General features: G+C 74.2%; 21 protein-coding genes and 1 pseudogene. 5 read left to right on the top strand and 17 right to left on the bottom strand.

Annotated elements, in window-relative coordinates; all coding sequences use genetic code 11:
- Positions 1–29 precede the first annotated feature (29 nt).
- The 11 genes and pseudogenes from ACFXAM_RS24700 to ACFXAM_RS24650 form a co-directional block, all read right to left on the bottom strand.
- Complete coding sequence (locus tag ACFXAM_RS24700) at positions 30–1,430, bottom strand: protein kinase (RefSeq protein WP_380294414.1); 1,401 nt, start codon at positions 1,428–1,430, stop codon at positions 30–32.
- A 288-nt stretch (positions 1,431–1,718) separates the two neighbouring features.
- Positions 1,719–2,279 carry a bacterial proteasome activator family protein gene (locus ACFXAM_RS24695; RefSeq protein ID WP_380294424.1) on the bottom strand — a complete coding sequence of 187 codons (561 nt, stop codon included), beginning with the start codon at positions 2,277–2,279 and terminating at the stop codon, positions 1,719–1,721.
- A gap of 198 nt (positions 2,280–2,477) precedes the next feature.
- Positions 2,478–3,518: a hypothetical protein gene (locus tag ACFXAM_RS24690; protein WP_380294413.1), complete on the bottom strand. Its 1,041-nt coding sequence runs from the start codon at positions 3,516–3,518 to the stop codon at positions 2,478–2,480.
- 161 nt (positions 3,519–3,679) lie between these two features.
- Positions 3,680–4,657 (bottom strand): NAD(P)H-quinone oxidoreductase, encoded by a 978-nt coding sequence (locus ACFXAM_RS24685; RefSeq protein ID WP_380294412.1) that lies wholly within the window; start codon positions 4,655–4,657, stop codon positions 3,680–3,682.
- A gap of 51 nt (positions 4,658–4,708) precedes the next feature.
- Entirely contained in the window at positions 4,709–5,272 is a 564-nt protein-coding gene (locus ACFXAM_RS24680; RefSeq protein WP_380294411.1) for a YbaK/EbsC family protein, read from the bottom strand.
- Between the two features lie 10 nt (positions 5,273–5,282).
- On the bottom strand, positions 5,283–6,326 hold the full coding sequence (locus tag ACFXAM_RS24675) for a potassium channel family protein (protein WP_380294423.1): 1,044 nt from the start codon (positions 6,324–6,326) through the stop codon (positions 5,283–5,285).
- Between the two features lie 23 nt (positions 6,327–6,349).
- Positions 6,350–7,540: a molybdopterin molybdotransferase MoeA gene (locus ACFXAM_RS24670; RefSeq protein ID WP_380294422.1), complete on the bottom strand. Its 1,191-nt coding sequence runs from the start codon at positions 7,538–7,540 to the stop codon at positions 6,350–6,352.
- 5 nt (positions 7,541–7,545) lie between these two features.
- Positions 7,546–7,803: pseudogene (locus tag ACFXAM_RS24665) on the bottom strand (DUF6457 domain-containing protein); the annotation flags it as partial.
- A gap of 127 nt (positions 7,804–7,930) precedes the next feature.
- On the bottom strand, positions 7,931–8,518 hold the full coding sequence (locus tag ACFXAM_RS24660) for a molybdenum cofactor guanylyltransferase (protein WP_380294410.1): 588 nt from the start codon (positions 8,516–8,518) through the stop codon (positions 7,931–7,933).
- 23 nt (positions 8,519–8,541) lie between these two features.
- Entirely contained in the window at positions 8,542–9,591 is a 1,050-nt protein-coding gene (locus ACFXAM_RS24655; protein ID WP_380294409.1) for an MBL fold metallo-hydrolase, read from the bottom strand.
- Positions 9,592–9,725: 134 nt separating this feature from the next.
- Complete coding sequence (locus ACFXAM_RS24650) at positions 9,726–10,484, bottom strand: polyprenol monophosphomannose synthase (RefSeq protein WP_380294408.1); 759 nt, start codon at positions 10,482–10,484, stop codon at positions 9,726–9,728.
- 324 nt (positions 10,485–10,808) lie between these two features.
- Between ACFXAM_RS24650 and manA the strand changes: the two genes are divergently transcribed.
- The gene (gene manA / locus ACFXAM_RS24645) at positions 10,809–12,008 is read left to right on the top strand and encodes a mannose-6-phosphate isomerase, class I (RefSeq protein WP_380294407.1); all 1,200 of its coding nucleotides are present in this window, start codon (positions 10,809–10,811) and stop codon (positions 12,006–12,008) included.
- A 42-nt stretch (positions 12,009–12,050) separates the two neighbouring features.
- On the opposite strand, the gene dnaB is transcribed toward manA, so the two are convergent.
- Positions 12,051–13,532 carry a replicative DNA helicase gene (gene dnaB, locus ACFXAM_RS24640; protein ID WP_380294421.1) on the bottom strand — a complete coding sequence of 494 codons (1,482 nt, stop codon included), beginning with the start codon at positions 13,530–13,532 and terminating at the stop codon, positions 12,051–12,053.
- 591 nt (positions 13,533–14,123) lie between these two features.
- On the opposite strand from dnaB, the gene ACFXAM_RS24635 reads away from it, so the two are divergent.
- Positions 14,124–15,449 (top strand): MATE family efflux transporter, encoded by a 1,326-nt coding sequence (locus ACFXAM_RS24635; RefSeq protein WP_380294406.1) that lies wholly within the window; start codon positions 14,124–14,126, stop codon positions 15,447–15,449.
- Positions 15,450–15,580: 131 nt separating this feature from the next.
- Here the strand turns inward: ACFXAM_RS24635 and rplI are convergent, their stop codons facing one another.
- The 4 genes from rplI to rpsF all read right to left on the bottom strand — a co-directional run bounded on the left by rplI (position 15,581) and on the right by rpsF (position 17,355).
- Positions 15,581–16,027 carry a 50S ribosomal protein L9 gene (gene rplI / locus ACFXAM_RS24630; protein WP_380294405.1) on the bottom strand — a complete coding sequence of 149 codons (447 nt, stop codon included), beginning with the start codon at positions 16,025–16,027 and terminating at the stop codon, positions 15,581–15,583.
- Positions 16,028–16,044: 17 nt separating this feature from the next.
- The gene (gene rpsR / locus ACFXAM_RS24625) at positions 16,045–16,281 is read right to left on the bottom strand and encodes a 30S ribosomal protein S18 (RefSeq protein ID WP_030304537.1); all 237 of its coding nucleotides are present in this window, start codon (positions 16,279–16,281) and stop codon (positions 16,045–16,047) included.
- 78 nt (positions 16,282–16,359) lie between these two features.
- A complete protein-coding gene (locus ACFXAM_RS24620) occupies positions 16,360–16,968 on the bottom strand; it encodes a single-stranded DNA-binding protein (protein WP_380294404.1) in 609 nt (202 codons plus the stop codon).
- A gap of 96 nt (positions 16,969–17,064) precedes the next feature.
- Positions 17,065–17,355, bottom strand: a complete 291-nt coding sequence (gene rpsF / locus ACFXAM_RS24615) for a 30S ribosomal protein S6 (protein WP_350570360.1) — start codon at positions 17,353–17,355, stop codon at positions 17,065–17,067.
- 297 nt (positions 17,356–17,652) lie between these two features.
- On the opposite strand from rpsF, the gene ACFXAM_RS24610 reads away from it, so the two are divergent.
- The 3 genes from ACFXAM_RS24610 (at position 17,653) to ACFXAM_RS24600 (ending at position 20,330) form a co-directional block, all read left to right on the top strand.
- The gene (locus ACFXAM_RS24610) at positions 17,653–17,952 is read left to right on the top strand and encodes a hypothetical protein (RefSeq protein ID WP_350543136.1); all 300 of its coding nucleotides are present in this window, start codon (positions 17,653–17,655) and stop codon (positions 17,950–17,952) included.
- A gap of 167 nt (positions 17,953–18,119) precedes the next feature.
- A complete protein-coding gene (locus tag ACFXAM_RS24605) occupies positions 18,120–19,238 on the top strand; it encodes a peptidoglycan bridge formation glycyltransferase FemA/FemB family protein (RefSeq protein WP_344329973.1) in 1,119 nt (372 codons plus the stop codon).
- 57 nt (positions 19,239–19,295) lie between these two features.
- Positions 19,296–20,330: an alanine racemase gene (locus ACFXAM_RS24600; protein WP_380294403.1), complete on the top strand. Its 1,035-nt coding sequence runs from the start codon at positions 19,296–19,298 to the stop codon at positions 20,328–20,330.
- 19 nt (positions 20,331–20,349) lie between these two features.
- On the opposite strand, the gene ACFXAM_RS24595 is transcribed toward ACFXAM_RS24600, so the two are convergent.
- Positions 20,350–21,978, bottom strand: a complete 1,629-nt coding sequence (locus ACFXAM_RS24595) for a glycosyltransferase family 87 protein (protein WP_380294402.1) — start codon at positions 21,976–21,978, stop codon at positions 20,350–20,352.
- Between the last annotated feature and the right edge of the window lie 156 nt (positions 21,979–22,134).

Here is a 22,134-nt window from a genome sequence, read left to right as displayed (position 1 = left end):
TGTGGCACCCGGATTCCGGACGGAACGCGTCAGAGCAGGCCATTCCGGTCGGCCGGACCGTCCAGGTGCAGCACCGAGGCGGTGGGCCCCGAGACCCGCGAGCTGGGACCGGACTTCGTGTCCCGCTCGGCCCGGTTCACCACGATCGCGATGATGATGACCGCCAGCACGATCACGCCGACGATGATGCCGATGATCACCAGCGCGGTCGAGCAGCCGCCGCTGTTCGAGGCCGGGGCCGGCTGGAACGGCGGCGCCGGCATCGGGTGCGGCGGCGGGGTGTGCGCCTGCGGGGCCTGCGGGTGGAGGAACTGCGGCTGCGGGGTGTGCGGGGCCTGGAAGGCGGGCGGCGGGGTCTGGAACGGCTGCGGCTGCGGGAACGGCGTCGGCGTCTGCGGCGCCTGGTAGGCCGGCGGCGGGGTCTGGAACGGCTGCTGCGGCTGCGCGAACGGCTGCGGGGTGCTCGGGGCCTGCGGCGCCGCGTGCACCGAGCGCGGCCCGTCGGTGATCACCAGCGGGTTGCTGGCCGCCAGCGGGCTGCCGCCGCCCTTGGCCGCGCCCATCAGCCGCTCCGCCTCGTCGCGCATCGCCGCCGCGCTCGGGAACCGGTGCGCCGGGTCCTTGCGCAGCGCCCTGGCCACGAACTCGTCGACCGCCGGGCTGAGCCGCGGGTTGAGCGTGGACGGCGCCGGCGGCTCCTCCTGGACGTGCTTGTACGCGATGGAGAAGGCCGAGTCGCCGTCGAAGACCAGCTGGCCGGTGAGCATCTCGAAGAGCATCACGCCGACCGAGTAGAGGTCGGAGCGGGCGTCCACCGGCTTGCCCAGCGCCTGCTCGGGCGAGAGGTACTGCGGGGTGCCGACCACCATGCCGGTCTGGGTCATCGAGGTGACCCCGCTCTCCAGCGCGCGGGCGATGCCGAAGTCCATGACCTTGACGTTGCCCTTGCGGTCGAACATGACGTTGCCGGGCTTGATGTCACGATGCACCAGGCCCATGTCGTGCGAGGCCTCCAGCGCGTTCAGCACGCCGACGGTGACCCGCAGCGCCTCCTCGACCGCGATCGCGCCCTGCTGGGCGACCGCCTCGTTGATGGCGTCCCGCAGGCCCTTGCCGTCGATCAGCTGCATGACGATGTACGGGGTGCTGGAGCCGTCCGGGGCGATGTCCTCGCCGCTGTCGTACACCGTGACGATGTTGGGGTGTTCCAGCCGGGCCACCGCCTGCGCCTCGCGGCGGAAGCGCTCCTTGAACGAGTCGTCCCGGCCCAGCTCGGCGTGCATGCTCTTCAGCGCCACCGACCGGTCCAGCACGCTGTCGTACGCGAGGTGGACCGAGGCCATGCCGCCCTCGCCCAGCACCCGCTGCAGCACGTACCGCCCGTTTCCCAGGGAGTAGCCCTCGACCGCCGCGTTGCCGTGCTCGCTCATGGTCCTCTGCTCCCCCTCGGTGCGGCCCTGCCGCCGCGACCGTGACGTTCGGTCTCGTCCGTGCGTGTGCGGGCCCGGCCCGCTGGCCTGCCCTGCCCCTGTCGCGGCGCTCGCCCGGCCTGCGACAGGGGCCCAGGGTATCGGCTCGCGCCGACGCCGACCGGTCCAGGGCCGACACTGTGTCCAGGTCGCGACCGGGCACCGGCCGGTGGTCCTCCCGGCACCGGGGCGCCCTGCCGCGCCCGGTGCCGCACGGCCCCGGCGGGACCGTGGCGGTACGGATACGGCCTACAGGTACGGGCCGGAGCGGATGCCGCGGCCCTCGCCCGGCTCGTCGCCCTCCGGCTCCGCGCCGTGCAGACCGGGCGGCAGCGCCCGGCGCATCTGCTCCAGCTGCGCGCGCGCCGCCATCTGCTGGGCGAACAGCGCGGTCTGGATGCCGTGGAACAGCCCCTCCAGCCAGCCCACCAGCTGCGCCTGCGCGATCCGCAGCTCGGCCTCGGTCGGGATCGAGTCCTCGGTGAACGGCAGCGAGAGCCGCTCCAGCTCGGCGACCAGCTCGGGGGCCAGACCGAGCTCCAGCTCCTTGATCGAGCTGGCGTGGATGTCCTTCAGCCGGGCCCGGCTGGCCTCGTCGAGGGGAGCCGCCCGGACCTCCTCCAACAGCTGCTTGATCATGCTGCCGATCCGCATGACCTTCGCGGGCTGCTCGACCATCTCGGTCACCGGCAGCTCGCGCGGGCCGTCCCCCTCGTCGTCCCCGGTCATGCCCATCGCCCCCTGGCCCACCGGCATCCCGTCCGGTCCGACGATCAGCACCTTCTGGCCGTCCTGCGACTGCCCGCCCATGGCCTGGTGGAACTCGTGCGACGAGCGCTCGTTCATCGGATTCGTCATGAACCACATTCTCCCTCACTGGGATTGCCGGGGTGGAGGCCCCCGGCCACCCGGGCACGACGCTACGCCCCGGGCGCGGGGGGCGGTATCCGTACGGATACTCAGTCCGCCCGGGTACCCGGGCGCCCCGCGTCCGCCCCGGGGGTGCGGTCAGCCGCGCCGCAGCCGCAGGCCGATCAGCCCCAGTCCGCAGCCGATCAGGCCGAGACCGGCGCCGAGCGGGAGCTGGCGGGTGGAGGCGTCGTCCCACCGGGTCGGCAGCACGACCGGGCCGGCCACCGCGGCCCGCGGCCCGGGTCGGCCGAGCGCCAGCGTCCCGCTCCCGGTGTCCTCGGCGGGCCCGGCCGGGGCCGGGGAGTCCGCGCCGGGGTCCGCAGCGGGGCCGGCGGGCTGCTCCGGCTGCTGCTCCACCTGCTGTTCCACCGGGCGTTCCGCCGGCTGCTCCGGGCTCTGCCCGACGGCCCGCCCGGGCGCCTGCTCCGGTGCCTGCCCGGGCGCCTGCTCAGGTACCTGCTCCGGTGCCTGCTCGGGCACCTGCTGGACGCGTTCGGGCGCCGAGGCGGGGCGGTGCCGCTGCCGGCGCTGCTCCCACGCGGCCCGGGGAAGACCGGGGCGCAGGCGCCCGGCCTGCACGACCGGGGTCGCGGCCGCGCCGACGGCGGTGCTCGCGGTGCTGGTCGCGGTGGTGCCGGCGGTCACGGACGCCTCGGCGGCCTCGGACGCCTCGGCCGCGACCGAGGAGGGCTCGGAGGCTGCCGTGGACTCCGCGACGGCGGACGGCTCCGGGGCGGACGGGGGCCCGGGCGGGGCGGACGCCTCCGCGGCGGGCAGCGCCTGCGTGGACGGCGGGGCGGACGGCAGGTCGGACGGCGGGGCGGACGGCCCGGGCGCCGGAACCGGGGGGACCGCCGGCGCCGGGGAGACCACCGGGACGGGAACGGCGCCGGCCGGGCCGGCCGGCAGGGCCACCGCCACCGGGCCGACGGCCAGCGGAACGGCGAGACCGAGCACCGCCACCACCACCAGCCGTCGCGCACGGCGCTCGGCACGGCGGGTGCCCGGACGCACCCGGAGGCGGACGCCCGCCCGGACCAGGGCACGCCCGGCGGCACGGCGGGAGGCACGGCGGGAGGCGGACGGCGGCGGTGCTGCGGGCAGCGGCCCGAGGAACGCGGACGAAGGTGCGTGCACGGTCGAGGTCCTTCCGCGACGGCCGACCGCGCGGGGCGGGGTCGGCGGCGGGACAGCTCCCGACCAGGGTCACACAGTCCGACATTCCGGGCATGTCGGACGGACCGGACCGGCGGAACGCGGGCCCCGGGGGTCCGGCGTCCCGCCGCCCACCACCGGGATCAGGCCCGCAGCACCACCTTGCCGACCTGCGCACCGGCCTCCAGCACCCGGTGCGCCTCGGCGGCCTCGGTCAGCGGCAGCACCCGGTCGACCACCGGCTTCACCACCCCGGAGGCGACCAGCGGCCAGACGTGCTCGCGCACCGCCGCCACGATCGCCGCCTTCTCCGCCAGCGGCCGCCCGCGCAGATTGGTCGCGATCACCGCGCCGCGCTTGCGCAGCAGGGTGCCGAGGTTCAGCTCGCCGGTCACCCCGCCCTGCAGCCCGATGATCACCAGCCGCCCGTTGACGGCCAGCGCGTCCACGTTCCGCTGCAGGTACTTGGCGCCCATGATGTCCAGGATCACGTCCGCCCCGGCGCCGCCGGTGGCCTCCCGGAGCACCTCGACGAAGTCCTGCGTGCGGTAGTCGATCAGCACGTCGGCGCCCAGCTCCGCGCAGCGGGCCAGCTTCTCCGGGCCGCCCGCCGTCACCACCACCCGGGCGCCGACCGCCTTGGCCAGCTGGATCGCCATCGTCCCGATGCCGCTGGCGCCGCCGTGCACCAGCACCGTCTCGCCCGGCCGCAGGTGCGCGGTGAGGAAGACGTTGGACCAGACCGTGCAGACCACCTCCGGCAGCGCGGCGGCCTGCTCCGGGCTCAGCCCCGGCGGCACCGGCAGCAGTTGGCCGACCGGCACCGCCACCCGCTCCGCGTAGCCGCCGCCGACCAGCAGCGCGCAGACCTCGTCGCCGACCGCCCAGCCGGACACCCCGGGGCCCAGCGCGGCGATCCGGCCCGCGCACTCCAGGCCGGGGTGGCGCGGGCTGCCGGGCGGCGGGTCGTAGAGGCCCTGCCGCTGGAGCAGGTCGGCGCGGTTGACCGCGGTGGCCGCCACCTCGACCAGGACCTCGCCCTCCCCGGGCACCGGGTCGGGCACCTCGGCCCAGACCAGTGCCTCGGGACCACCGGGTTCAGGAATCGTCATCGCATGCATGGCCCGACGCTACTGCGCGCCGGCACCCCGGCGGGCGGGCGACCCGCGCCGTCAGCCGGCCAGGTCGGGGAGCAGCACGGCGCCGGGCAGCGCGGCCGCCACCCGGCCCGGGAGGATCAGCTTGCCCCGCCGCCGCCCGCTGCCGACCAGCACGAACGGGGCCGCCGCCACGGCGGCGTCGACCAGCAGCGGCCAGCCGGCCGGCAGCCCGACCGGGGTGATGCCGCCGTACTCCATGCCGGTCGCCTCGACGGCGGTGTCCATCGGCGCGAACGAGGCCTTGCGGGCCTCCAGGTGCTTGCGGACCGTGCGGTTGACGTCGACCCGGGTGGTCGCCAGCGCCAGGCAGGCGGCCAGGGTGGTCTCCCCGCCGCGCTTGGCGGCGACCACCACGCAGTTCGCCGAGGCCTCCAGCGGCACGCCGTAGGTCTCGCAGAAGACCGCGGTGTCGGCCTTCTCCGGATCGGTCTCGACGTACAGCACGGAGCGGGCGGCCTCCCGGTCGTCCCAGTTCTTCAGCGCGTCGGCCACCGGGGCGACCAGCCGGTCGGCCACCTCCAGCGCGGGGGCGGCGAAGTCGAACGTACCGAACGGGAGCTGCGGTTGACCGGTCATGGTGCCGACCCTACGCCCCCTCGGCCGACTTGATGACGATCACCCGGTCGGTCAGCTGCAGCGTGCGCGCCTCCGCCTCGGTGTAGTTGATCACCCGCCGGCCGCGTACCACCGCCACCACCAGGTCGTCGAGCTCGCGCGGGTCGTGCCCGGCCTCGGCCCGGGTGACCGGGCGCTCGACCACGTCCAGGCCGTTGCCGTAGGTGAGCAGGTCCTCCATCACCGCGCCGGCGTGCGGGCTGAGCATCGACATGCCGAGCAGCCGGCCCGCCGAACTGGAGCTGGTGACCACCACGTCGGCGCCGCTCTGCCGCAGCAGCGGGGCGTTCTCGTCCTCCCGCACCGCCGCGACGATGGTCGCCGCGCGGGTCAGCTGGCGGGCGGTCAGGGTGATCAGCGCGGCGGTGTCGTCCCGCTCCGGCGCGACCACCACCCGGGCGGCGGTGGGCAGTCCGGCGCGCAGCAGGGTGTCGGTGCGGGTGGCGTCGCCGACCACGCCCACCAGGCCCTGCTGGGCGGCCTGGTCGACCGCCTTGCGCTGCGGGTCGACCACCACGATCTCGTCCTTGCGCACCCCCTGCCCGAGCAGGGTGTCGATGGCGCTGCGGCCCTTGGTGCCGAAGCCGATCACGACGGTGTGCTCGCGCACGGTGGACCTCCAGCGGTTCAACCGCCACTGCTGACGGGTGCGTTCGGTGAGCACTTCGAGGGTGGTGCCGACCAGGATGATCAGGAAGATCACCCGCAGCGGGGTGACCACGAAGATGTTGGTGAGCCGGGCGCTGTCGCTGAACGGGGTGATGTCGCCGTACCCGGTGGTGGAGAGCGTCACGGTGGCGTAGTACGCCGAGTCCAGGAAGCTCAGGCCCCCGCCGGCGTTGTCGTTGTAGCCGTCCCGGTCCAGCCAGACGATCACGGTGGTGGCGAGCAGGACGCCCAGCGCCAGCAGCAGCCGGGAGCCGACCTGCCGCACCGCCGGGGCGGTGCGCCGGGCGGGCAGCACGATGCCGGAGTCGGCCCAGGGCTCGGTGCCGGGAGCGGACGGCCCGGCCAGCCGCTCGCGGACACGTCGGACACTCACGGGGCCTCCAGCAGTTCGATCTCGTCGCCCGCCGCCGCGCCGCCCGGCGGGACCACCGCGAGCGCCTCGGCCCGGGCCAGGCCGCGGAGCATCGCCGGGCCGTCGTAGGGAAGGTGGACCACCCCGCGGGCAGTCCGGCGGACCGGCAGCAGCCGGGTGTCCGCCGGGTGGCCGGGCAGCGGCTGGTCGGCCGTGGCCAGGACCGGCTCGCCGGCGCCCCGGCCGGCCAGCGCGCGCAGCAGCGGCAGGGCGAGCGTCACCATGCCGGCCACCGCGGCCAGCGGGTTGCCGGGCAGCCCCACCAGGTGCCGCCCACCGGGGAGTTCGGCCAGCAGCATCGGGTGGCCGGGGCGGACGGCGACCCCGTCCACCAGCAGCCGGGCGCCGGAGCCGGCGAGCGCCCGGTGCAGGAAGTCCACCGGGCCGGCGGCCGTCCCGCCGGTGGTGACGACCACATCGGCGGTGGAGTGCCGCAGGGCGTCCCGGAGCAGGCCGAAGTCGTCCCGGACGGCGCGCGGTCCGCCGGTCTCGGCGCCGGCCGCGCGCAGCCAGGGCGGCAGCAGCGGGCCGAGCGCGTCGCGGACCAGGCCGGGCCGGGGCAGGCCGGAGCCGAGCAGTTCGTCGCCGAGCACCAGCAGCTCCACCACCGGGGCGCGGCGGACCGCCAGCCGGTCGTGGCCGCAGGCGGCGGCCAGGCCGAGCACCGCCGGGCCGACCGCGGTGCCGGCCGGCAGCAGCACCTCGCCGCGCCGGCACTCCTGGCCGCGCGGCCGGACGTCCTGGCCGGTGGTCAGCGCACCGGGGGTGCGCTCGGACAGCAGCGCCCCGCCCGGCTCGCCGTGCTCGCGGCGGAGCACGGCGGTCGCGCCGGGCGGCAGTTGGGCACCGGTGGCGATCTCGACGGCGGCGCCGTCGGCCAGCGGGCCGTCGGCGGGGCGTCCGGCGAGCAGCCGGCCGGTCACCCGCCAGGGGCCGGGACCGGCGACGGCCCAGCCGTCCATCGCCGCGGTGTCGAAGGCCGGCAGGTCGGTGAGCGCGGTGAGCGGCTCGGCGAGGGTGCGGCCGAGCGCACCGTCCAGCGGCAGGCTGAGCGGCGGCAGCGCGGTGCGGCCGGCCCGGCGGGCGGTCTCCCGGGCCGCCGCCCAGCGGACCGGGCGGACCGGGGCGGGGGCGGCGCGTTCCTCCATCACGCTCACGGCTGCCCCGGGTCGTCGGCCCGGGCCGCCGCCCAGCGCTCGGCGAGCGCGGCGGTGCGCCGGGACGCCTCGGCGACCGCCTCCGGGCCGCCGCCGCGGCGGGCGGCCGCGTAGCCGATCAGGAAGGCGGTCAGCGGGGCGGCGGGCCGGTCCACCCCGTGGGCGACCACCCGGGCCAGGTCGAGCAGGCCGCGGACGTCGACGTCCAGGTCGATGTCCAGCTCGGCACGGACCTCGGCGATCCAGTCATCCAGCGTGCGCTCCATGCGAACATGCTGCCCGATCGGCGGTTTCCCCGGGATGTTTGTCCGGTGAGCGGCGCGCGTCGTTTCGCTCACGTCCCGGCGCCGGCCCGGCGGGCCGGCCGCTGCGGCGGGGCGCTCAGCCGCCGGCGCCGTCGCGTCCGCGGGCCTGTTCCAGGGCCTCCCAGGTGTCGCAGTCGTAGGTGACGTCGTCGGTGTCGGCCAGCCGCAGGGTGGGCAGGGCGCCGGTCAGCCGGCGCAGCGGGAGCCCGGCGGGATCGCCGGCGGCGGCCAGGGCGGCGCGCAGGGCGGCGGTGCGGTAAGCGGCGGCGAGTGGCTGGTCGCGCCCGGCGGCGTCGACCAGGACGGCCGCCGCGGTGTCCGGACCGGCCGCGTCGATCGCGGTGACCAGCCGTTCCACGGTCCGCCGGTCCAGGAAGGGCAGGTCGGCGGCGAACAGCAGCACCAGGTCGGCGGTCACCTCGGCGAGACCGGCGGCGACGGCGGCGACCGGGCCGCCGCCGGGCGGGTGCTCGCGGGTCCACCGGACCCCGGGGCGGGTGGTGGGCCGGACCGGGCCGACGACCACGGTGGTCCGGGCGTCCGTGCAGGCGGCGAGCACCCGGTCCAGCAGGGTGGCCGCGCCGACGGTCAGGGCGGGCTTGTCGGCCCCGCCGAGCCTCCGGGCGGCGCCCCCGGCCGGGACGATCACGTCGTACGGCGTCATGCCGCCAGTATCCGCCGGAGGGCTCAGGCGGTGTCCCGGCCGGCCCCGGGCCCGCCGTCGGCGTCCGGCCCGTCGGTCGCGTCCGGCCCGTCGGTCGCGTCCGGCTCCTCGTGCTCCTCCGGCTCCCCGGGCCCGTCCGCCTCGTCCGCCTCGTCCGCCTCGTCCGCCTCGTCCGCCTCGTCGGCGGTGTCGGCGGTGGCGGCAACGGCGGTGTTGGCCGCGGCGCTCAGCTCCAGCAGCGCCGGCAGGGTCAGCTCCCCGTACCGCTCGTTCACCGCCGCCACCAGCGCCTCCGCGTCGTGCGGGTGCGCGGCCAGCAGCCGGTCGAAGTCCTGGAGGTACTCCCCGGTGAACGCCAGCACCCGCTCCGCGTCGTCGCCCTGGTCGGGAGCCCGGTGCCCGGCGATCACCCGCTCCGCGCCGAGCTCGGCGATCCGCCCCAGGTTGCGGACCCACTCGGTGCGCTGCTCCGGCGTGGTGTCGGCGGTCCAGACGTGGGTGCCGTTGTACGCGAAGTCGCCCGCCACCACGGTACGGACGCTCGGCACGTGCACCACCGTGGAGCCGCCGCAGTCGCCCTGCCCGAGCAGCAGGACCGGGATCACCTGCCGGTCGATCATCAGCGGCTGGGGCAGCAGCGGCGCCGGGACCAGCGGGTGGTCCGGGATGTCGTCGCCGAACACCGGCTTCCACTGGGCGACCTTCGCGGCGGCGGTGCGCAGGATGCCGTCCACGACCGACGGCGAGGCCAGCAGCTGCGCCTCGGGGAAGAGCCGCAGCACCTCCTCGGCGCCGAAGTAGTGGTCGGGGTGCTGGTGGGTGATCACGATGGCGAGCAGTCGGCGGCCCTTGCCCGCCACCCACTCGGCCAGCTCGCGGCCGGCACTGCGGGTGAGCTGGGCGTCGACCAGAATTGCCGTGTGCTCGCCGAGGACCAGCGTGGAGGTGGCGAAGAAGGCCGACTCCGGGCCGGTGAAGACCTCGACCTCCAGCGGCCGGACCGGCGCCCCGGCGGCGGGCGTCGCGTCGACCGGGTCCGCGCCGGCGTTCTCCTCGGACGGGGACGACGTCACTGGGTGCTCCCTCTGGTTGGGCGGTTCGCGCCCTACAGCATGGGAGCACGGCGCGCGGAAAACGCGGAAGGCGCGCCCGGCGGGGGCGCGCCTTCCCGATCACGTGTCCGGGCGGTGACCCTTCGCCGCCGGGGTCAGCCCCTGGGGCCGGTCAGCTTGGCGACGCGGTCGGTGACACCCCAGGAGGTGACCCGCCAGAGCGCCTCGGCGACGATGTTCTTGCTCATCTTGGACGCGCCCAGCTCCCGCTCGACGAAGGTGATCGGCACCTCGGCGACCTTGAAGCCGGCCTTCACCGTCCGCCAGGCCAGGTCGACCTGGAAGCAGTACCCGGCCGAGGCGACCTGGTCCATGCCGAGGCCGAGCAGGGTCTCCTTGCGGAACGCCCGGTAGCCGCCGGTGACGTCCCGGATCGGCACGCCCAGCATCAGCCGCGAGTAGGTCGAGCCGGCGCGCGAGAGCAGCAGCCGGGACTTCGGCCAGTTCACCACCCGGCCCCCGGGGACCCATCGGGAGCCCAGCACCAGGTCGGCGCCGCGCAGCGCGGTGAGCAGCCGGTGCAGTTCCTCGGGGCGGTGGGAGCCGTCGGCGTCCATCTCGACGAGCACGTCGTAGCCCTCGTCGATGCCCCAGCGGAAGCCCGCCAGGTAGGCGGCGCCGAGCCCCTCCTTGCCCCGGCGGTGCATCACGTGCACCTGGGAGTCCTCGGCGGCCAGCTTGTCGGCCAGCTCGCCGGTTCCGTCCGGGCTGTTGTCGTCGGCGACGAGGACGTGCACCTCGGGAACGGCGGCGCGCACCCGGCCGACGATGAGCTCGACGTTCTCGGCCTCGTTGTAGGTGGGGATGATCACCAGCACCCGGCCGAGATCGGCAAAACCCTGCTGGACGGTCACGTACTAACCTCTCGGCCGGTGGCGGGACGTGCCGGTCACCATTGCCCGCACTCATCGGAAGACACAGTCCCGGCCGGCACCCCGCCGGCCCGGACGACACCGTGGAAAACACTGGGTCCTGGCATCCTACTACCGAGCCCTCGGACGGACCTTCCCGCCGAGGCACTCCCGGCCGGCGCCCGCCGTTTCCCCGGCGGGGGTACGGGTCGGCTAGGGTCGATGCCCGGCCTTTGCCCGGATGCCCGAACCCGTCCGCCCCCGCCTGCGGCCGCCTGACGGCGGCGAGGCCCACCAGCCACTGCAGCAAGGAGCAGGACCACGCCCATGGACAAGCTCGTCAACACCGTCCGCCCCTACGCCTGGGGCTCGGTCACCGCGCTCCCCGGGCTGCTCGGGCAGGAGCCGACCGGCGAACCGCAGGCCGAGCTGTGGATGGGCGCCCACCCCGGGGACCCCTCGCGGGCGGACCGGGGCGAGGGTCCGCGCCGGCTGGACGAGCTGATCGCCGCGGACCCGCAGGGCGAGCTGGGCGCCGCCTCGGTGGCCCGGTTCGGCCCCACCCTGCCGTTCCTGCTGAAGGTCCTCGCCCCGGGCATCCCGATCTCCATCCAGGCCCACCCCTCGCTCGACCAGGCCCGGGCCGGCTACGCCGCCGAGAACGCCCTGGGGATCCCGCTGGACGCCCCGCACCGGAACTACCGGGACGCCAACCACAAGCCCGAACTCATCTGCGCGCTCGGCGACTTCGACGGCCTCTGCGGCTTCCGCCGGCCCGCCGACGCGGCCGCGCTGCTGGCCGCCCTCGACGTGCCCGCGCTGGAGCCGGTGATCGCCCTGCTGGGCGCCGGGGACGAGTCCGAGGCGCTCAGCCGCGCGCTGGCCGCCGCCCTCACGCTCTCCGGCCCCGAGGCCGCGGCGGCCGTCCGGGACACCGCCGAGGCGGTCGGCAAGGCCGCCGCCGACGAGCCGGACGGGCCGTACGCGCCGTACACCCGGATCGCCCGGGACTTCCCGGGGGACGTCGGGCTGATCGCGGGTCTGCTGCTCAACCACGTCCGGCTGCGCGCCGGCGAGGCGCTCTACCTGGGCGCCGGCGTCCCGCACGCGTACCTGCACGGCCTCTGCGTCGAGCTCCAGGCCAACTCGGACAACGTGCTGCGGGCCGGGCTCACCCCCAAGCACATCGACGTGCCGGAGCTGCTCCGGGTGGTCGAGTTCGCCTCCTGCGCGCCGGAGCCGCTGCGGCCGGTCGCGGTCGACGGGACGCCCGGCGAGGAGCTGTACCCCGTGCCGATCGACGAGTTCCGGCTCTCCCGGTTCGTCCTGGACGGCCGGGAGCGGACGGTCGGCGGCGAGGCCCCGCAGATCCTGCTCTGCACCGCCGGCGGCGTCCGGCTGACCGCGGCGGACGGCGCCGTGCTGGAGCTGGCCCGCGGCGAGTCCGCCTTCCTGCCCGCCACCGGGACGGCGACCCGCCTGGACGGCGCCGCCGCCACCGTCTTCCGCGCGACCGTCACCCTCTGACCGCCGCCGGGCCCGGCCGCCCCGGCCCGGGCCCGCCGCGGGCTAGTCCCGGGTCATGTCGACGAAGCGCGAGTAGTGGCCCTGGAAGGCCACCGTGATGGTGGCGGTCGGGCCGTTACGGTGCTTGGCGACGATGAGGTCGGCCTCGCCCGCGCGGGGCGACTCCTTCTCGTAGGCGTCCTCGCGGTGCAGCAGGATGACCATGTCGGCGTCCTGTTCGATCGAGCCGGACTCACGCAGGTCGGAGACCATCGGACGCTTGTCGGTGCGCTGTTCGGGACCACGGTTCAGCTGGGAGAGCGCGATCACCGGCACCTCCAGCTCCTTGGCCAGCAGCTTCAGGTTCCGCGACATGTCGGAGACCTCCTGCTGGCGGTTCTCGGCCCGGCGGGAGCCGCCGGACTGCATCAGCTGGAGGTAGTCGATGACGATCAGCTTGATGTCGTTGCGCTGCTTGAGCCGACGGCACTTGGCGCGGATCTCCATCATCGACAGGTTCGGCGAGTCGTCGATGAACAGCGGCGCCTCGCTGACGTCCGGCATCCGGCGGGCGACCCGGGTCCAGTCGTCGTCCGTCATGGAGCCGGAGCGCATGTGGTGCAGCGCCACCCGGGCCTCGGCGGAGAGCAGGCGCATGGCGATCTCGTTGCGGCCCATTTCGAGCGAGAAGATCACGCTCGGCAGCTTGTTGTGGATCGAGCAGGCCCGGGCGAAGTCCAGCGCCAGGGTGGACTTGCCCATCGCGGGCCGGGCCGCGATGACGATCATCTGGCCGGGGTGGAGCCCGTTGGTGAGCGCGTCGAAGTCGGCGAAGCCGGTCGGGACGCCGGACATCTGGCCGTTGCGGGAGCCGATCGACTCGATCTCGTCGAGCGCGCCCTCCATGATGTCGGCGAGCGGCGCGTAGTCCTCGTTGGTGCGCTGCTCGGTGACGGCGTAGATCTCCGCCTGGGCGGCGTTGACGATCTCGTCGACGTCGCCCTCGGCGGCGTAGCCCATGCCGGCGATCCGGGTGCCGGCCTCGACCAGCCGGCGCAGCACCGCGCGCTCGTGCACGATCTGCGCGTAGTACTCGGCGTTGGCGGCGGTCGGGACGGAGTTGACCAGGGTGTGCAGGTAGCCGGGGCCGCCGACCCGCTGGAGCTCGCCGCGCTTGGTCAGCTCGCCGGCCACCGTGATCGGGTCGGCCGGCTCGCCGCGCGCGTAGAGGTCGAGAATCGCGCCGTGCACCAGCTCGTGGGCGGGCCGGTAGTAGTCGGCCGGCTTGAGCACCTCGACCACGTCGGCGATGGCGTCCTTGGAGAGCAGCATGCCGCCGAGGACGGACTGCTCGGCCGCGAGGTCCTGCGGGGGGACGCGCTCGAAGCCGTCCAGGCCGCCGCCCTCGCCGCCCTCGTCCTCGCCTCCCTTGCGGCGCTTGCCGCCGTCGCGCTGGAAGCCGCCGGAACCGCCGGGGCCGCCCTTGCCGCCCTTCTGGAAGCCGCCGCCCTGGCCCTGGCCGCCGCGGCCGCGCGAGACCGGCAGCCGGTCGCCGGGACCGTCCGGGAAGGGGGCGTCGGCGAAGGCGCCGACCGGGAAGGGGTCGTCGCCGCCCTGCCAGTCGTCCTCCGGCGGCGGGGCGTCGTGGTCGTCGTACTGGGGGCCGGTCACGCGTGTTCCCCGATCAGCGAGTGGTGCGAGTTGGAGCGGGTCTTGCCGGTGGCTGGGATGGTGCGGAACCCGACTCCGCGCCACCGCATTTTCTACGCCACCGCTCCGACAAATCGGACGCCGGGGCGGATGGGAGTGTCGGGCGGAGGGCCCACGCTAAGGCGCCGGACGGCCTTCAGCCAAGACGGTTATCCACAGGGGGTGTGGACGAGCGGCCCTCTGCTGTGGAGAAGTGCCGCAAACCTGTGGACGCCCCTGTGGAAAGCCCTGTGGATAACCAGACCATCGATCCACCGTCAACCCGCTGACCTGCGCTTCCCCCGTCCCGGGCCTGTGCATGAGAAATTCTTCACACGGAGTCGGGTGGCGGTGGACACACACACGGACGGCCCACTCGTTCGCTCGTACGAGTAAGTGACACAAGCGCATGGCGTCACTTACCTGTGGATGAGTAGCCTGGTTCCCATGACCCTCACCACCGACCGCCGCCGGCATGACCGGGAGATCCTCGCCCTCGCCGTCCCCGCCTTCGGCGCCCTGGTCGCCGAGCCGCTCTTCCTGATGGCCGACTCGGCGATCGTCGGCCACCTCGGCACCGCCCAGCTGGCCGGCGTCGGCGTGGCCTCGGCCGCGCTCACCACCGCCACCGGGGTCTTCGTCTTCCTGGCCTACGCCACCACCGCCGCGGTCGCCCGCCGGATCGGCGCCGGGGACCGCCGGGCCGCGATCCAGCAGGGCATCGACGGCATCTGGCTGGCGCTGGCGCTCTCCGCCGGCGTGGTCGCGCTGACCCTGCTGCTCGCCCCGCAGGTGGCCGACGCGCTCGGCGCCTCCCCGACGGCCGCCCCGTACGCCGTGACGTACCTGCGGATCAGCGCGCTGGGCATCCCGGCGATCCTCATGGTGATGGCCTCCACCGGCGTGCTGCGCGGCCTCCAGGACACCCGGACGCCGCTGTACGTGGCCGTCGCGGGGTTCGCCGCCAACCTCGGGCTGAACGCCGGCCTGGTGTACGGCGCCGGGCTCGGGGTGGCCGGCTCGGCCTGGGGCACGGTGATCGCCCAGACCGGCATGGCCGCCGTCTACGTGGTCGTGGTGGTCCGCGGCGCCCGCCGGGAACGGGCCTCGCTGCGGCCGGACGCGGCCGGGATACGGGCGAGCGCCCGGGCCGGCGGACCGCTGATGGTCCGCACCCTGAGCCTGCGCGCCATCCTCATGATCGCCACCGCGGTGGCCGCCGGGCTCGGCGACGACGAGATCGCCGCGCACCAGATCGCCATGACGGTCTTCCTGTTCATCGCCTTCGCGCTGGACGCCATCGCGATCGCCGGCCAGGCCATCATCGGCCGCTACCTGGGCGCCGGGGACGTCCCGGGCACCAGGGCCGCCACCCGCCGGATGATCGAGTGGGGCATCGGCTCCGGCGTGGTGCTGGGCCTGCTGGTGGTGGTCGCCCGGCCGCTGTACGTCCCGCTGTTCACCCCGGACCCGGCGGTGCAGCACCAGCTGAACACCGTCCTGCTGCTGCTCGCGCTCTGCCAGCCGGTCTCCGGCCTGGTCTACGTCCTGGACGGCGTGCTGATGGGCGCCGGGGACGGCCCGTTCCTGGCCTGGGCGATGCTCGCCACGCTGGCGGTCTTCGCGCCCGCCGCGCTGGCGGTGCCGGCCAGCGGCACCGGGCTCGCCGGGCTCTGGTGGGCGATGAACCTCTTCATGCTGGTCCGCGGCGGCTTCCTGGCCTGGCGGGCCCGGGGCGGCCGGTGGCTGGTCACCGGCGCCGTGCGGAGCTGAGCCGCGCCGACGGCGCCGGGCGGCCCCGCCGGGGCGGCCCGGGGAACGACCGAGGGCCGGTCCCCCCGCGAAGGGGGACCGGCCCTCGGACCACTGCCGCGGAGCTGACGCTACCGGCGTGTGGTCGTGGCTCAGGCGGCGACGACGGCGACGTCCAGGTTGGCCTGGACGTCCGAGTGCAGCTTGACCGAGACCTTGTGGGTGCCCACGGTCTTGATCGGCGAGGCGATCGCGACGGCGCGCTTGTCGACCGCCGGGCCGCCGGCGGCCTTGATGGCCTCGACGACGTCGGCCTGGGTCACCGAGCCGAACAGACGGCCGGCCTCGCCGGAACGAACGGCCAGCTTGACCTGGACGCCCTCCAGCTTGCCCTTGACCTCGTTGGCGGCCTCAAGGGTCTGGATCTCGTGGATCTTCCGGGCGCGACGGATGGCGTCGACGTCCTTCTGACCGCCCTTGGTCCAGCGGATGGCGTAGCCGCGCGGGACCAGGTAGTTGCGGGCGTAGCCGTCCTTGACCTCGACGACCTCGCCGGCCGAGCCCAGGCCCGGCACCTCGTGGGTGAGGATGATCTTCATTGTTCGGTCACCCTCTCTTAGCGCGCGGTGCTGGTGTAGGGCAGCAGCGCCATCTCACGGCTGTTCTTCACGGCCGTGGCGACGTCACGCTGGTGCTGGGTGCAGTTGCCGGTGACCCGGCGGGCACGGATCTTGCCGCGGTCGGAGATGAACTTCCGCAGCAGGTTCGTGTCCTTGTAGTCAACGTAGTTGACCTTGTCCTTGCAGAAGACGCAAACCTTCTTCTTCGGCTTGCGAGCAGGCGGCTTCGCCATTGTGTGCTCCATTGGGGTTCACGGCCGGGCGGGCGTCTCGCGACGCCCGCGGCCAGGCCGCACGAAATCTGTCAGCTCTTAGAACGGGGGCTCTTCCGAGAAGCCGCCACCGGACGGGGCACCCCAGCCGCCGCCACCCTGGTTGCCACCAGAGGGAGCGCTGGACGCCCAGGGGTCGTCGGAGGGGCCGGACTGGCCGCCGGAGTTTCCACCCCAGCCGCCGCCCTGCTGGCCGCCACCGCCCTGGCCGCCGCCCCAGCCACCGCCCTGGCCGCCGCCCTGCGGGCCGCCGCCGAAGCCGCCGCCCTGGGGGCCGCCGGACCGGTTGGCCCGGGTGACCTTCGCGGTCGCCGAGCGCAGGCTCGGACCGACCTCGTCGACCTCGACCTCGAAGACCGTCCGCTTCTCGCCTTCCTTGGTCTCGTAAGACCGCTGGCGCAGTCGGCCCTGCACGATGACGCGCATGCCGCGCTGGAGCGATTCGGCCACGTTCTCCGCGGGCTGCCGCCAGACGTTGCACGTGAGGAAGAGGCTCTCGCCGTCCTTCCACTCGTTGGTCTGACGGTCGAAGGTGCGGGGAGTGGACGCGATGCGGAACTTCGCGACCGCCGCACCCGACGGGGTGAAGCGCAGCTCGGGGTCGTCGACGAGATTGCCGACGAGGGTGATGACGGTCTCGCCTGCCATGGTGGTGATGACCTCTCGGGAAGATGTCCGTTCACCGCTGTTTCACGTGAAACAGCGGTCGCGAGCTACCCGAGACCCGAAGGCCTCAGAGGTGGCTCAGTGGGTGTCCGGGCGCAGGACCTTGGTCCGCAGAACCGACTCGCTCAGGCCCAGCTGGCGGTCGAGCTCCTTGACGACCTCAGGCGTGGCCTGGAGGTCGATGACCGAGTAGATGCCCTCGGACTGCTTGTTGATCTCGTAGGCCAGACGGCGGCGACCCCAGGTGTCGATCTTCTCGACCTTGCCACCCGCGTTGCGGACGACAGCCATGAAGCTCTCGATCAGGGGGGAAACGGCGCGCTCCTCGACCGAGGGGTCGAGGATCACCATCACCTCGTAGTGACGCATGAGTAACCCACCTCCTTTGGACTCAGCGGCCACGGTCTCTCCGTGGCAGGAGGGTTGTGCAGCGTCGGCACCGGAGCAGTGACGACACGGCCACCGTAGCGGCCGGGTCCGACAGTGCCTCCTCGTTCACCCGGAAGAGGGCAGAGGAGGGCACAACTACACCAGTGCAGACGACACACCCTACCCGCACCCGGACGGACGAACAAAACGCATAGGGGTTGTGAGACCCGCCCAACCGCCGCAATCTGGACGGAACGGGTTTCCCGCCCGTTCGTCTCCACGCAGGAGGTGGGACTCATGGCCCAGACCGTCCACCGCATGCCCGCCCTGACCCTGAACACCGACGGACACCCGCACCCGCGGGAGAACACCCTGGTCGGCCTCACCGCCGTGCTGGGCGCGATCTCCTTCATCACGTCGTTCTTCCACAACCTGCACCTGCTGACCTCGTGGACCGGCCTGTTCGGGATCGTCACCGGTCTGCTGGGGATGTACGTCTCCGTCACCACGGCCGAGCGCTTCGTGCTGATGATCACACTCGGCGCCTCGGCGATCGGCTTCTACCTCGGCATCGCACGCGGCGGTCTGTGGGGTTAGTCCCGCTCCCCCGAGGAACCCCGGGCGCCCCCGTGGCGTACTTGTCTTCAGACGGACGGGTACGCGGCGGGGGCGCCGCCGTGCCCGCGGCCGACGGGACCCCGGACGATAGGGTCACCCCGAGAAGACGGGGCCCACCGCAGCCCGACCGACGAGGAGCACCGAGCATGAGCCTGCGCCTGAGGACGATCACCCGCGAGGAGCACCTCGCCTTCATCAGGAGCCGCGCCTCGGCGAGCCACATGCAGGTGCCGTCCTGGGGCGATGTGAAGGCCGAGTGGCGCTCGGAGTCGATCGGCTGGTTCGACGAGGCCAACCAGCTCGTCGGCGCCGGCCTGGTGCTCTACCGGCAGCTGCCCAAGCTCAAGCGCTACCTCGCCTACCTGCCCGAGGGCCCGGTCATCGACTGGTTCGACCGCGACCTCGACCGCTGGCTGCAGCCGATGCTGGCGCACCTGAAGTCCCAGGGCGCCTTCTCGGTGAAGATGGGCCCGCCGGTGGTCATCCGCCGCTGGAACGCCCCGACCATCAAGGAGGCCATCGCCGCCAAGCAGGCCAAGCGCCTGCGCGACGTCGAGGCCGACTGGTACGAGCCGCGCGCCTTCGAGGTGGCCGACCGGCTGCGCAAGGCCGGCTGGCTGCAGGGCGAGGACGGCGGCGCCGGCTTCGGCGACGTCCAGCCGCGCTACGTCTTCCAGGTGCCGCTGGCCAACCGCTCGCTGGACGACATCCAGAAGGGCTTCAACCAGCTCTGGCGCCGCAACATCAAGAAGGCCGAGAAGAGCGGCGTCGAGGTCGTCCAGGGCGGCTACGACGAGCTGCCGGTCTTCCACCAGCTCTACCTGGTGACCGCCGAGCGCGACAAGTTCACCCCGCGCCCGCTGGCCTACTTCCAGCGCATGTGGAAGGCCCTCACCGCCGAGGACCCGAACCGGATGCGGCTGTACATCGCCTACCACGAGGGCGAGCCGCTGGCCGCGACCACGATGCTGGTCGTCGGCGAGCACGTCTGGTACTCCTACGGCGCCTCGGCCAACCACAAGCGCGAGGTCAAGCCGTCGAACGCGATCCAGTGGCGGATGATGCGCGACTCCTACGCCCTGGGCGGCGGGGTGTACGACCTGCGCGGCATCTCCGACACCCTGGACGAGAACGACCACCTGTTCGGCCTGATCCAGTTCAAGGTCGGCACCGGCGGCCAGGCCGCCGAGTACCTCGGCGAGTGGGACTTCCCGCTCAACAAGCTGCTGCACAAGGCCCTCGACCTCTACATGTCGCGCCGCTGAGCAGCCCGCTCCGAGCCACCGAGCAGCCGTGCCCAACACCCCCTGGGAGATGACCCGATGACGCTGTCGCTCTACCTCGACACCGAACGCTGGCGCACCCACCAGCGCTCCGTCCTGGCCGAGTTCCCCGGCCTGGTGCCGGTGGCGAAGGGCAACGGCTACGGATTGGGCAACCACCGCCTGGCCGAGGAGGCGACCCTCCTCGGCACCGGGGTGCTGGCGGTGGGCACCGCCTACGAGGCCGCCGACGCGGCCGAGTGGTACGGCGGCGAGCTGCTGGTGCTCACCCCCTACCGGGTGGGCGAGGAGGCGCTGCCGCTGCCGCACGCCCGGGTGATCCGGACGGTGGCGAGCCTGCCGGGCCTGCGGGCGCTGCACGGCGCCCGGGTGGTGGTGGAGTGCATGACCACCATGCGCCGGCACGGCGTCTCGGCGGCCGACCTCCCGGCCGTCGCCGCCGAGCTGGAGGGCGTCTCGTTCGAGGGCCTCGCGCTGCACCTGCCGATGGACCGGCCGGACGGCTCCAGCCCGGTCGAGGAGGTCGCGTACTGGGTGGAGACCGCCCGGGCCGCCGGCATCCCGGTGCACACCGTGTTCGTCAGCCACCTCGGCGCGGCGGGCATGGAGCAGCTGGCCCAGCGCTTCCCGGACACCGTCTTCCGGGCCAGGATCGGCACCCGGCTCTGGCTGGGCGACCACGGCGCGCTGGAGGTCCGGGCGACGGTGCTGGACGTCACCCCGGTGCGCAAGGGCGACCGCTACGGCTACCGCCAGCACCCGGCGCCGTCCGACGGCCACCTGCTGGTGGTCGCCGGCGGCACCGCGCACGGCATCGGGCTGGAGGCGCCCAAGTACGTGCAGGGCATGTCCTCGCGCGCCAAGGGCATCGCCCGGGCCGGACTGGCGACCGTCAACAAGACCAAGTCGCCGTACCACTGGGCCGGCAAGCAGCTCTGGTTCGCCGAGCCGCCGCACATGCAGGTCTCGCTGCTGCTGCTGGACGGCGAGGCCGAGCCGCCGGCGGTCGGCGACGAGCTCGGCCTTCAGGTGCGGCACACCACCACGCACTTCGACCGCGTGGTGGACCGCTGAGTCCCGGCGGTCGCGCCGGTCAGTCCTTCACCGGCGGTTCCGCGGCGGCCGGCTCCACCGGGGCCGCGTCCCCGCCCGCCGGCTTCACGGCGGCCGCGTCCGCGACCAGCGGTTCCGCGCCGGCCGGTTCCACGGCGGGCGGCTCGTCGAGCCACGCCTCGGGGCCGGCCGGCGCGTACCCGGCGTAGCTCTCCTCCTCGCGCAGCCGGCGGGCGGCGCCGAGCACGAAGACGTCCGGGGCGCCGTCGAGCACCCCGCCGGACGGGTCGTCGCTGCCGTCCCAGCGCACCGGGTCGCGGTCCGGCAGCAGGATGTCCCGGACCACCATGCCGACCAGGTAGAGCGTGCCGAGCAGGTGCAGCACGATCGCGAAGTGGTACCAGGACTCGCCGATGCCGTGCTGCTTGGGCCCGGTGACGAAGCCCAGGTGGGACCAGATGCCCAGGGTGTAGAGCACCTCGCAGGCCTGCCAGATCAGGAAGTCCCGCCAGCGCGGCCGGGCCAGCACCGCGAGCGGCAGCAGCCAGAGCACGTACTGCGGCGAGTAGACCTTGTTGAACACCACGAACGCGGCCACCACCAGGAAGGCCAGCTGGGCCACCCGCGGCCGGCGGGGCGCCGCGAGGCCGAGCCACGCTATCCCCGCGCAGCTCAGCAGCATCAGGACGGCGATGAAGGTGTCGAGGTTCGCCAGCCCCACGCCCCGGCTCTGCATGAGGATCAGCCAGAGCGAGCCGTAGTCCTCGGTGCGGTGCTTGCTGAAGACGTAGAAGGTCGACCAGCCCTGCCAGTTGGCGATCATGATCGGCAGGTTGACCAGCAGCCAGGCGCCGACGGCCCCGCCGAGCAGCGCCCGCAGGTCCCGCTTCCGGCCGGCCCGCCAGCAGAGCACCAGCAGCGGCCCGAGCAGCAGCACCGGGTAGAGCTTGGCGGCGGTGGCCAGGCCGATGAACACCCCGGCCCAGGCCGGCCGCGAGCCGGACCACCAGGCCAGCGCGACGGCGGCCAGCGCGACGGCCAGCAGGTCCCAGTTGACGGTGGCGTTGAGCAGCAGGGTCGGCGCCAGGGCGAACATCAGCGCGTCCCAGGGGCGGCGCCGGTGGGTGCGGGAGAGCGCGACCACGGCGACCACCGCGCAGGCCATCAGCAGGCCGGCGTTGATCGTCCAGAACCAGCGCTCCTGGTCCTGCAGGGCGCCGCCGCCGGGCGTCAGCCAGGCCGCGATCTGCATGAACAGTCCGGTCAGCACCGGGTACTCCAGGAACTGGAGGTCACCGGTGGTGCCCGGGATCCGGTCCACGTACGGGTGCAGGCCGGCCGCGAAGCCGCGCCCGGAGAACAGGTGCGGGATGTCGCTGTAGCAGGCGTGCACGTACTGCGGCGAACCGGGCTGGAACCAGGCGGCGTCGTAGCAGGGCAGCTTCTGCGCCATGCCCAGCACCGAGACCACGATCACCACCAGCGCCAGGAAGCGCGCCGGGATCCACCAGGAGACGCCGAGCAGCGCGCGCCGTCCGGGCGGGCCGCCGATCACCTCGCTGCCCGCCGCCGCGACCGGATCCTCGTCCGCCGGCACCACCACGGTGTTGGCCTGCGGGCCGGACGCCGGTGCGGGCGGGGCCTCTTCGTCACGAACGCTGGACGTCATGGCGGACATCCTGCCGCACCCCGGCCGTCCGTACGAGGAGGCCCCTGCCCCTTTTCCCCGGCCCGGCGGCACCCGCCCGGCCGCCCGCCGCCGGGGTACCGGCACGAATCGCTCCGAATACGGCGAAACGGCGGTGGGAGGCCCCCGGGAGCCTAC

Source organism: Kitasatospora sp. NPDC059462, assembly GCF_042749955.1.
Lineage (GTDB): Bacteria > Actinomycetota > Actinomycetes > Streptomycetales > Streptomycetaceae > Kitasatospora.
This window is presented reverse-complemented; position numbering and strand designations above follow the sequence as displayed.